Annotated in this window: 11 protein-coding genes; 4 read left to right on the top strand and 7 right to left on the bottom strand. The window is 45.3% G+C overall.

Annotated features, from left to right (window positions below; all coding sequences use genetic code 11):
- Nucleotides 1–166: 166 nt before the first annotated feature.
- The 3 genes from hemG to MSG34_RS22775 are packed head-to-tail and all read right to left on the bottom strand — an operon-like array spanning nt 167 to nt 2820.
- The gene (hemG, locus tag MSG34_RS22785; protein ID WP_004736667.1) at nt 167–694 is read right to left on the bottom strand and encodes a menaquinone-dependent protoporphyrinogen IX dehydrogenase; all 528 of its coding nucleotides are present in this window, start codon (nt 692–694) and stop codon (nt 167–169) included.
- Between the two features lie 10 nt (nt 695–704).
- Nucleotides 705–2162, bottom strand: coding sequence for a TrkH family potassium uptake protein (locus MSG34_RS22780; RefSeq protein ID WP_017077285.1), 1458 nt, complete (start codon nt 2160–2162; stop codon nt 705–707).
- 34 nt (nt 2163–2196) lie between these two features.
- Complete coding sequence (locus MSG34_RS22775; protein WP_248339487.1) at nt 2197–2820, bottom strand: YigZ family protein; 624 nt, start codon at nt 2818–2820, stop codon at nt 2197–2199.
- A 227-nt stretch (nt 2821–3047) separates the two neighbouring features.
- Between MSG34_RS22775 and fadB the strand changes: the two genes are divergently transcribed.
- The 3 genes from fadB to MSG34_RS22760 all read left to right on the top strand — a co-directional run bounded on the left by fadB (nt 3048) and on the right by MSG34_RS22760 (nt 7632).
- Nucleotides 3048–5219: a fatty acid oxidation complex subunit alpha FadB gene (gene fadB, locus MSG34_RS22770; protein WP_248339486.1), complete on the top strand. Its 2172-nt coding sequence runs from the start codon at nt 3048–3050 to the stop codon at nt 5217–5219.
- 26 nt (nt 5220–5245) lie between these two features.
- Nucleotides 5246–6409 carry an acetyl-CoA C-acyltransferase FadA gene (gene fadA / locus MSG34_RS22765; protein ID WP_017058821.1) on the top strand — a complete coding sequence of 388 codons (1164 nt, stop codon included), beginning with the start codon at nt 5246–5248 and terminating at the stop codon, nt 6407–6409.
- 242 nt (nt 6410–6651) lie between these two features.
- A complete protein-coding gene (locus MSG34_RS22760) occupies nt 6652–7632 on the top strand; it encodes an MDR family oxidoreductase (protein ID WP_248339485.1) in 981 nt (326 codons plus the stop codon).
- A gap of 134 nt (nt 7633–7766) precedes the next feature.
- Here MSG34_RS22760 and MSG34_RS22755 read toward each other — a convergent pair whose 3' ends face one another.
- Both MSG34_RS22755 and MSG34_RS22750 read right to left on the bottom strand, forming a co-directional pair.
- Nucleotides 7767–8708 (bottom strand): LysR family transcriptional regulator, encoded by a 942-nt coding sequence (locus MSG34_RS22755; protein ID WP_004736673.1) that lies wholly within the window; start codon nt 8706–8708, stop codon nt 7767–7769.
- Between the two features lie 156 nt (nt 8709–8864).
- Nucleotides 8865–9050, bottom strand: a complete 186-nt coding sequence (locus MSG34_RS22750; protein WP_004736674.1) for a hypothetical protein — start codon at nt 9048–9050, stop codon at nt 8865–8867.
- Between the two features lie 149 nt (nt 9051–9199).
- On the opposite strand from MSG34_RS22750, the gene tusA reads away from it, so the two are divergent.
- On the top strand, nt 9200–9451 hold the full coding sequence (tusA, locus tag MSG34_RS22745; RefSeq protein WP_004736675.1) for a sulfurtransferase TusA: 252 nt from the start codon (nt 9200–9202) through the stop codon (nt 9449–9451).
- Nucleotides 9452–9535: 84 nt separating this feature from the next.
- On the opposite strand, the gene MSG34_RS22740 is transcribed toward tusA, so the two are convergent.
- Both MSG34_RS22740 and MSG34_RS22735 read right to left on the bottom strand, forming a co-directional pair.
- Nucleotides 9536–9790, bottom strand: coding sequence for a hypothetical protein (locus MSG34_RS22740; RefSeq protein WP_017058818.1), 255 nt, complete (start codon nt 9788–9790; stop codon nt 9536–9538).
- Nucleotides 9791–9940: 150 nt separating this feature from the next.
- The gene (locus MSG34_RS22735) at nt 9941–10495 is read right to left on the bottom strand and encodes a TMEM165/GDT1 family protein (RefSeq protein ID WP_017055491.1); all 555 of its coding nucleotides are present in this window, start codon (nt 10493–10495) and stop codon (nt 9941–9943) included.
- Nucleotides 10496–10515: the final 20 nt, after the last annotated feature.

Below are 10515 nucleotides of genomic sequence, written 5' to 3'. Positions count from 1 at the left end.
GTTGACCTGCTGATTCGTTTTGGTTTCTTACGAAGCCATCCCGTGTCAGCGAGGTGGCATTATAGAGATTTCGATCACACTGGCAAGCCCTTTTTGAAGTTTTTCTCGTTTTTTTTATTCGTTCGATTAAAAAGAACTCAAAACGCCTCAAAAGTAGGCTTTTCTCTTACATCTCTTGTAATTTCTTAGAGAATAAAGAGACTTTTTCCCAGTTCGTATACTCAACTTCCTTGGTTGTGTCCGTTTCTCCGCCTGTCATATTCATAATGAAGCGAATCATGGTTTTATCGAACCAGTTATAACGAGGGTAATAGAGAGCACCCGCGAATACACCGATTAGAGTCGGCTGCCATGGTGACTTAAGAAGAAACTTCTTAATATAGGCACTACCTTCAGGGGTGTCTTTACCTTGGTCTTCTTTACGAGCCGTTAAGTTAACGCAGAAGAAGGCAACCTTATTGGATTGCAACTGAGCAAGGTTGGCATCAATGAACTTATATAGCTTCTTATTAAGGTGGCCGTAACGAATAGATGCACCAATCAACACTCTGTCGTATTGAGCAAAGTCGACATTACTAATAGTGTGCAGATCTTGAAGCTCACATTCGAACTCATTCATTTCTTCTTTTATATAGTTCAAGATCTTCTTGGTTTGCCCTTCACGGCTTGAATACAAAAATAGAGCTTTTGCCACAATGTTGTCCTTAGCTACGCCAAAACGTAGGGGTCAATAAAATTAATAAGGTGAATATCTCTAAACGACCAAACAGCATAGATACGATCAACACCCACTTAGCCTTGTCATTCACATCGCCGAAGTGCATTGCCACTTCACCTAAGCCCGGGCCAAGGTTATTCAATGTTGCCGCTACGGCAGAGAAAGCACTCAGCTCATCCATACCGGTTGCAATAAGAGCCAACATACAAACCACAAAAACCAAGGCATATGCAGAGAAGAAGCCCCAAACCGCATCCACGACACGTTGTGGTAACGCAGAACCACCAACCTTGATGGTATAGACAGCACGCGGGTGAACAAGACGCTTCATTTCACGAGCACCTTGCAGAGTAAGCAGTAAGATTCGAATGACTTTCATACCACCGCCCGTTGAACCTGCACAGCCCCCTATAAAAGAAGAGAACAGGAGCAGGACAGGTAAGAACAATGGCCACTCGGAGAAACCGGTGGTGGTAAAGCCTGCTGTCGTAGATATAGATACTGTTTGGAACAAGGCTTGATCAAAGGCATCGTAATACGAGTCATAAGAGTGGTGATTAAGCAGTAATAAGAAACAAACCAAGAACAAGACCGCCTGAATAAAGATAAAGGCGCGGAATTCAGGATCTTTCCAGTAATACTTAGGATGCACACCACCAGAAGCAAACGCAGCAAAGTGAAGCGAATAGTTACATGCGGATATAAGAAGGAACACGACTGTAATCATGTTGATCGCAGGGCTATTGAAATACCCCATGCTCGCATCGTGAGTCGAGAAGCCACCAATCGCAATAGTAGAGAAGCTATGACTGATGGCATCAAAGAAGCTCATCCCAGCAAGCCAAAAAGCTACTGCACAAGCAATGGTTAAGCTCAGGTAGATGTACCAAAGCGCTTTTGCCGTTTCAGCAATACGCGGAGTCATCTTGCTATCTTTTACTGGACCCGGGATTTCAGCACGATATAGCTGCATACCACCGATACCCAGAACAGGGAGGATGGCTACCGCCAATACGATGATACCCATACCACCAAACCATTGTAGGAACTGACGATAAAAAAGAATCGCCTTAGGCAGATCATCGAGGCCGACAATTACGGTCGCACCTGTCGTAGTTAATGCAGAGAAGGATTCGAAGAAAGCATCGGTTACCGACACATTGGGGTTATCGGCGATCAAAAACGGCAGCGCACCCGCACTACCGATTACCGTCCAAAACAGAACTACAATCAAAAAGCCATCACGCGCTTTCAATTCATGCTTATAGCGTCGGTTTGGAAACCAGCAAGTTGCTCCACAGAATAAGAGAACGAAGAAGGTCGTCACAAATGGCACACCCGCACCATCTCGATAGATCAGTGCGACGAGCGCAGGAGCAAGCATTGATACACTAAAAAGTGCTAATAATAATCCGACGATTCGAATAATTGAGCGAAATTGCATGAGCTATTGAACGAAGCGAAATGCTTCACACTTCCTAGTTGTCTTTGACTTTCGTTACCAGTGCCTTAGCACCGCTTTTATTGATCATGGTTTGGGTAAACGAATCTACCTGAAGGAGCTCTATTTCAATAATAAGCTCAACTTGAACACCATAATCCGCTTGGACCTCAACAGCCTGATGCTGAGCCATGATGGATTGTGCGATCGGCACAAAGCCATAGTCTAACTCTAGCCGTAATTTTGTGGTTATTTTTTTCTCGATAGTTTGAAGCAGCTTGAGAGCTTGTTGTACGCCACCGCCATAAGCCTTAACCAAACCACCGGTACCAAGCTTGATTCCGCCAGAATAACGAGTGACCACTGCCGTTAATTCACCGACGCTAGAACCAGACAGTTGCGCCAAAATCGGCTTACCCGCTGTACCTGAAGGTTCACCATCATCACTGAACCCCCAAAGCATTGAGTCTTCAGGTCGACCAGCAACAAAACCCCAACAGTTATGTCGTGCTGAAGAATGCTCTTTTTTCACCTGTTCTACGAACTGTTTTGCAGCTTCTACACTTGGAGTATGAGCAAGATGCGTAATAAAGACGCTCTTTTTTATCTCTTCTTCAAACAGAGCCGACGCAGACGGTATTAAATAGGGCTGTTCATTCATATCGTTAACTTAGTTAATAAGAGCGACGAAGTGTATCACGCGTGAATAATAAGGGTTAGAGGATCTGTGCCATCGCACAATGTTAAACAATTGTTTAAAAAATGTATTGAAATTAATCAAGCAGAGGTACAGACTAAGATAACTGGTCTTACCAGGTATTCTACAATAATAGAAAGATAACAAGATTCTCTCAAACAATCGTGGATTGTATGTCATGGAGATAGACAATGATTTACCAAGCTAACACCCTACAGGTAAAGGAATTACAAGATGGTATTGCGGAATTAAGCTTCTGTGCACCAGCCTCTGTAAACAAACTCGACCTTGCTACTTTAGAATCACTAGACAAAGCGTTAGATGCTCTTAATGCTCACGCAGGATTACGTGGTTTAATCTTAACTTCAAACAAAGACGCGTTCATTGTAGGCGCAGACATCACTGAATTTCTTGGCCTATTTGCTAAGCCAGAAGCAGAACTTGATGAATGGTTAAGATTCGCTAATTCAATCTTCAGCAAGCTCGAAGACCTTCCTGTCCCAACTCTTTCAATGATGCGTGGCCATGCCCTTGGCGGCGGCTGTGAATGTGTACTCGCTACTGATTTCCGTATCGGTGACAAGACCACCAGCATTGGCCTACCTGAAACCAAACTTGGCATCATGCCTGGTTTTGGTGGTTGTGTGCGCCTACCTCGTGTTATCGGTGCTGACAGCGCAATGGAAATTATCACGCAAGGCAAAGCATGCCGTGCAGATGAAGCGCTTAAAGTTGGCTTGTTAGATGCGATTGTTGAAACAGACCAGTTACTAGAATCGGCAATCAACACCGTTTCTCTGGCTGCTAATGAAAAATTAGACTGGCAATTACGCCGTAAACAAAAAACATCAGCGCTTTCACTAAGCAAACTCGAAGCGATGATGAGCTTTACTATGGCTAAAGGCTTAGTGGCTCAAAAAGCAGGGCCTCACTACCCTGCTCCGATTACTTCTGTGATTGCGATTGAAGAAGCAGCACGTAGCGATCGCGATGCAGCACTAGACATCGAACGTAAACACTTCGTTAAGCTAGCAAAATCTGAAGAAGCGAAAGCACTGGTTGGCCTGTTCTTAAATGACCAATACATTAAAGGCTTAGCAAAACAGGCTGGTAAATCTGCCAACAAAGCGACTGAACGAGCTGCGGTACTTGGTGCTGGCATCATGGGCGGCGGTATTGCTTACCAGTCAGCATTGAAGGGCGTGCCAGTGATGATGAAAGACATCGCACAGGCGTCTCTTGATCTTGGTATGAACGAAGCTTCTAAGTTGTTGAATAAACGCTTATCACGCGGTCGCCTAGATGGATTCAAGATGGCAGGTATTCTGTCTTCTATTACTCCAAGTCTACATTATGCAGGTGTTGAGCAATCAGATGTGATTGTGGAAGCGGTTGTAGAAAATCCTAAAGTAAAAGCAGCAGTACTGAGTGAAGTGGAAGGTCTCGTGGGTGAAGACACAGTTCTTACATCAAACACCTCAACGATTCCGATCAACCTGCTAGCAAAATCTCTAAAACGCCCAGAAAACTTCTGTGGCATGCACTTCTTTAACCCAGTACACCGCATGCCTTTGGTTGAGATCATCCGTGGCGAGCATACTTCAGAAGAAACAATTAATCGCGTAGTCGCTTACGCAGCGAAGATGGGCAAATCCCCTATCGTTGTTAACGACTGCCCAGGCTTCTTCGTTAACCGTGTACTGTTCCCTTACTTTGGCGGTTTCAGCATGTTGCTACGTGACGGCGCTGACTTCACCAAGATCGATAAAGTGATGGAACGTAAGTTCGGCTGGCCAATGGGCCCAGCATACTTGCTAGACGTTGTGGGCCTAGATACAGCGCACCACGCACAAGCAGTAATGGCGCAAGGTTTCCCAGAGCGTATGGGTAAAGAAGGTCGTGATGCGATTGACGCGCTTTATGTCGCTGAAAAATACGGCCAGAAGAACGGCAGCGGTTTCTACACATACAGCGTAGACAAACGTGGTCGTCCTAAGAAAGCCTTCTCTGAAGACATTCTTCCTATCTTGGCTGACGTATGCCAACAGCCACAAGACTTTGATGACCAGACAATTATCCAACGTGTGATGATTCCAATGATCAACGAAGTAGTACTTTGTCTAGAAGAAGGCATTATCGCGACACCGCAAGAAGCGGATATGGCACTGGTTTACGGTTTAGGCTTTCCTCCATTCCGAGGCGGCGTATTCCGCTACTTAGACAGTGTGGGTATTGGTAACTTCGTTGAAATGGCGAAAGGCTACCAAGACTTAGGTGCAATGTACCAAGTTCCTCAACTATTGCTTGATATGGCAGCGAAGGGCGAAAGCTTTTACGACAGCCAACAAGCCAGTTCTCTGTAACCCACATTTGGAAAAGGAATAGCAAAATGAAAAATGTAGTTGTTGTTGATTGCCTTCGTACCCCAATGGGACGTTCCAAAGGTGGAGCTTTCCGTCACACTCGTGCTGAAGATCTGTCTGCACATTTGATGAAAGGCATTTTAGAGCGCAACCCAGAAGTAAACCCTGTCGAAATTGAAGATATTTACTGGGGCTGTGTACAACAAACGCTAGAGCAAGGCTTCAACGTTGCACGTAACGCTGCCTTGCTTGCTGGTCTACCGATTGAGATTGGTGCGGTGACGGTCAACCGTTTATGTGGCTCATCTATGCAAGCTCTGCATGATGCAACCCGCTCTATCATGGTTGGTGATGCTGAAATCTGCCTGATTGGTGGTGTGGAGCACATGGGCCACGTACCAATGAACCACGGTGTTGATTTTCACCCTGGCATGTCAAAACACGTAGCAAAAGCGGCCGGCATGATGGGCCTAACCGCTGAGATGCTAGGTAAGATGCACGGTATTAGCCGTGAAGACCAAGATGCATTCGCAGCACGCTCACATGCTCGCGCTCAAGCAGCAACAGTTGAAGGTCGTTTCAAAAATGAAATCCTGCCAACCGAAGCTCACGCTGCAGACGGTTCTCTGTTCACTCTGGATTACGACGAAGTCATTCGCCCAGAGACAACAGTTGAAGGCTTATCTCAACTTCGCCCGGTGTTTGACCCAGCAAACGGCACGGTAACAGCAGGTACTTCATCAGCTCTGTCTGATGGCGCTTCTGCAATGCTTATCATGAGCGAAGAGAAAGCTAACGCACTTGGCCTTAAGATTCGCGCTCGCGTGAAGTCTATGGCTATCGCTGGCTGCGATCCTTCAATCATGGGTTACGGCCCAGTACCAGCAACCCAAAAAGCACTTAAGCGTGCAGGCCTAACCATTGAAGACATGGGTGTGATTGAGTTAAACGAAGCGTTTGCTGCTCAATCTCTTCCATGTGCGAAAGACCTAGGTCTACTGGATGTGGTTGACGAGAAAGTAAACCTTAACGGCGGTGCGATTGCTCTTGGTCACCCACTAGGCTGTTCTGGTTCTCGTATCTCGACAACGCTAATCAACCTGATGGAAGCACAAGACGTGAAATACGGCTTGGCGACTATGTGTATTGGTTTAGGCCAAGGTATTGCAACGGTATTTGAACGCCCATAGCGTTTACTGACTGTAATACTTGAAGGGTAATCTTTTGTGCAGCTATATTTATATAGCTGCACTTTTTATTACTTGGCATCCAACAATGAATCGGTTGCGTTCAGCGAACTCAACGAAAGAAAAACCAACCCTGACATCTATGCACAAAACGCATATATTCAATGTTGATGTTTCATTATTTTTTCTCGGATGATTCAACTAAAGTTACTTCAGTTTCCTAATATTCCTCCACGGAGCAGATCATGTTTAAAGCACTTGTACTAAACCAAGAAGACAAAAAAACTATCGCGTCAGTTTCTCAAATTGAAGAGTCTCAATTACCAGAAGGTAACGTGAAGATTGATGTTAGCTACTCTTCTTTGAACTACAAAGATGGTTTGGCGATTACAGGCAAAGGGCGCATTATTCGTAACTTCCCTATGGTTCCTGGTATCGACCTTTCAGGTGTGGTTTCACAATCTGATGACCCACGCTACAAAGCAGGCGACGAAGTTGTTCTAACGGGTTGGGGTGTTGGTGAAGGTCACTGGGGCGGCATGGCTGAAAAAGCGAGCCTAAACGGTGATTGGTTAGTGCCAATGCCTGCTGGTCTAGATGCTAAAAAGGTAATGGCAATCGGTACAGCAGGCTTCACAGCAATGCTTTGTGTGCAAGCTATCGTAGATGCAGGCATCAAGCCAGAAGACGGTGAAATCCTAGTAACAGGTGCAAGTGGCGGCGTAGGTAGCGTATCTATCACTCTACTAAACCAACTGGGCTACAAAGTGGCAGCAGTGACTGGTCGTGCTTCTGTAAACGGTGAACTACTTAAATCACTAGGCGCAACACGCATTGTAGAGCGTGCTGAACTAGAAGAACCAGCTAAGCCACTAGAGAAACAACTGTGGGCTGGCGCTATCGATACGGTAGGCAGCAAAGTGCTCGCGAAAGTATTGGCGCAAATTGATTACAACGGTGCGGTTGCAATGTGTGGCCTAGCAGGCGGTTTTGACTTACCAACTACGGTAATGCCATTCATTCTGCGTAACGTTCGCCTACAAGGTGTTGATTCTGTAATGTGCCCTCGTGAAAAACGTATTAAAGCGTGGGAACAACTGGCTGAGCTACTACCAGAATCTTTCTACGCTCAAGCAACTAAAGAAGTGTCTTTAGACGGTGCAATTCAAGCAGCAGAAGACATCACTAACGGTCAAATCACTGGTCGCGTAGTCATTAAACTATAGATTCTCAAACATAAAGTTATCAAACCTTAAGCAACGGCTTTAGGCTTGGATAACCCAAAACAACAGAGGGCTGATTTGTATCAGCCCTTTTGCGTTTTTGTCATTCGGGTCAGTGGACCCAGACTCAGCCCCGGTTAACCCAAACCTACATCCGCAATCCGCTTTTGAATCAGCTCACCACACTCTTCTTTTACCACTCTTCTTAACCACTGTTGTGAAGCAGAAGAATCGCAACGCGAGTGCCAGATCAATGAGTAATCAAACGGCATAAATTCAAATGGTAATGGCTTAACAACCAAGTCATAACGCTCTGCAACTAAGTACGCCAAATCAGCAGGAACCGTAATCACTAATGGCATTCTATCGACAATCGCCAATGCGGCTTCAAGATGATAAGCACGCAACACCATTTTACGAGGCTGTTGATTGGCTAACGCGTTGTCCAATAAAGCCTTAACACCATCACTGATCGCAATCATCGCATGCGGGAGTGAAACATAGTCTTCAAGGCTTAAAGGTTGATCCGCCAACGGGTGGTTTTTAGATAACAGGCACGACACACCAACTGGCCCCAAGACTTCTTGATGAAGTGGTGCAATGCTGCCACTCGGACGACAGATCGCCATATCAACGCGTTCGGTGCTGAGTTGTTTAAACAAATGCTCATGCTGCAACGGAGCAAACTCCAAAGAGATATTGGGTGCTTGTTCATAAATCTTAGGCAACGCATAAGGCAAGATGGTTTGCATCGCATAATCGGTGGTAGCGATCAGAAAACGTTCGCTGCAATAGTAAGGGTCAAAGTCACTAGGACTCAACAATTGGCGAAAAGACTCCAAAGGCTGATCAATACGCTGGCTGATCTCGAGTGCTTTCTTGGTAGGAATAAGGTGCTGACCTTGGCGTGTAAACAACGGATCGTTTAGTAATTCTCTTAAACGCCCTAATACACGGCTGGTTGCCGATTGGCTCAAGTTAAGACGAAGCGCAGCCTGGCTAACGCTGCCCTCTTCAATCAATACCTTTAAAGCGACCAATAAATTAAGGTCTCTACGATAGATGTCTTCTAATTCCACGCCACTTACCTAGCTGTATACGATTGCCATTAGTCACTAAGTTGTTTATAGCATGCTTTAGATAAAAAAAATCCCGCAATTACGCGGGGAAGCCCAAGAAAATTTGGGGATAGTGTCGGAATGTTGTCGTATCGGAATTCGCTTGCTGTATTCGGGTTAGTGCTCTTGCTCTTCGGCTATGCCTTGCCAACGGCGCATCTCTACCCAAATACCAATAATCGTTGCTACTATGCCAAAAATAGGCATCAGTGAGGTCTCTGTCGATGAGCGTAGTACTAACGCACAAAAAGAAATAAAACAGAGAACCGAATAAATTGTTAATCTATCTAATCCTGTCAACATCGCCACTCCTTAGCTAGTTGCCTTTGTTTCAAGTTGTTATCAACTTGTTAACTAAGTTATAGGAAATGATTCGGTTTGCCAAGCACTTATTGCATATTTTTTCTGCAGACGTATTATTCACTCGTTAGATAGATATAGAGATACAAACCATGACATTCAAACCTGAACTGGCAACCCATACTTTAGAAGCTGAAGGCCTGCGTTGCCCGGAACCAGTAATGATGGTCAGGAAGACAATTAGAAACATGCAGGATGGCGATGTGTTACTGGTAAAAGCTGACGATCCTTCGACAACTCGAGATATTCCGAGTTTTTGTCGATTCATGGATCACCAGTTGGTAGGCCAAGCAACAGAAACGTTGCCTTACCAGTATTTGATCAGAAAGGGATTGGAGGCGTAACGCCCCACCGACTATCAAGTATCAAAAAAGCCGCTCGTACCTTACTGTTCTTAAACAGAACTCAGAGTACGAGCGGCTTTTTGTTTATTCGCTTCTAGACTTGTTTTGCAGATGCTCGAGCTGATGCTGAATTTCTCGGATATCTTTGCGCATCGGAATAATATGCGCGACCCGAATCCAAGCCTCTACCGCAAGTGCAGTCATGATGATGGCACCCGCGACCATTGGCAGCCACATGTCCGTCAACACCATGCCTAATAGTGTAAGTGCAAGACCAAAGGTAAAAAGATAACTTTGGCTTTGTGGAGTAATACCCATATAACGCGTCAACATAATCATGCCCTCGTGTTCTTAACTCACAAGATTAAAATATCATGACAAGTATGACAGTTATATGTCCATTCGCTCGATAAACCCACAATACTGTAAGAGTATGACCTACAACACATTACTCCACTGATTGAGTATAATAAGACTCAATACCAGCTGTTAATAGAAAGCCGCAGCGATAGCTAAACCCACGAATAACAAGGCTGTGATCTTACGAATCAGATCAAGAGGCATCTTATCCGCAGAGAGCTTACCGATGATCACCACAGGCACATTCGCCAGCAGCATACCGATCGTAGTACCCAGAATCACCCACGTTAATGCATCAGAGTATTGAGCCCCTAGAATAGAGGTCGCAATTTGGGTTTTATCACCGATCTCAGCAATGAAGAAGGCGATGAAACTGGCGACAAACGGGCCTCGATTCGAGATCTGCTCATCGTCATCCAACTTATCCGGAATCAGAATCCAGCCCGCCATAGCGATGAAACTGACCACCAGCACCCACTTTAATACTTCAGGTGAAAGATAGTCGGCGACCACAACCCCGAGCCATGCAGCAAGGGCATGATTGGCAATGGTGGCAAAGAAAATAGCCGCAATGATAGGTATCGGTTTTCGATATCGACTGGCTAATAAAAGGGATAGCAACTGGGTCTTATCACCGATCTCGGCTAAGGCGACAGTTGTAATTGAAATTGCTAAAACGCTCACGACATGCTCATTTGGGATGG

It is taken from the genome of Vibrio sp. 1CM2L, from assembly GCF_023161695.1.
GTDB classification, from domain to species: Bacteria; Pseudomonadota; Gammaproteobacteria; order Enterobacterales; family Vibrionaceae; genus Vibrio; species Vibrio coralliirubri.
Note: the sequence above shows the minus strand (reverse complement) of the source record. Positions and strands in the feature narration are given on the sequence as shown.

What these genes read in the sequence shown, in the direction of transcription:
- fadB (WP_248339486.1), top strand. Translation starts at nt 3,048, where the DNA reads ATGATTTACCAAGCTAACACCCTACAGGTAAAGGAATTACAAGATGGT.
- tusA (WP_004736675.1), top strand. Translation starts at nt 9,200, where the DNA reads ATGACATTCAAACCTGAACTGGCAACCCATACTTTAGAAGCTGAAGGC.
- MSG34_RS22780 (WP_017077285.1), bottom strand. Translation starts at nt 2,162, where the DNA reads ATGCAATTTCGCTCAATTATTCGAATCGTCGGATTATTATTAGCACTT.
- fadA (WP_017058821.1), top strand. Translation starts at nt 5,246, where the DNA reads ATGAAAAATGTAGTTGTTGTTGATTGCCTTCGTACCCCAATGGGACGT.
- MSG34_RS22750 (WP_004736674.1), bottom strand. Translation starts at nt 9,050, where the DNA reads ATGTTGACAGGATTAGATAGATTAACAATTTATTCGGTTCTCTGTTTT.
- MSG34_RS22740 (WP_017058818.1), bottom strand. Translation starts at nt 9,790, where the DNA reads ATGATTATGTTGACGCGTTATATGGGTATTACTCCACAAAGCCAAAGT.
- MSG34_RS22760 (WP_248339485.1), top strand. Translation starts at nt 6,652, where the DNA reads ATGTTTAAAGCACTTGTACTAAACCAAGAAGACAAAAAAACTATCGCG.
- MSG34_RS22775 (WP_248339487.1), bottom strand. Translation starts at nt 2,820, where the DNA reads ATGAATGAACAGCCCTATTTAATACCGTCTGCGTCGGCTCTGTTTGAA.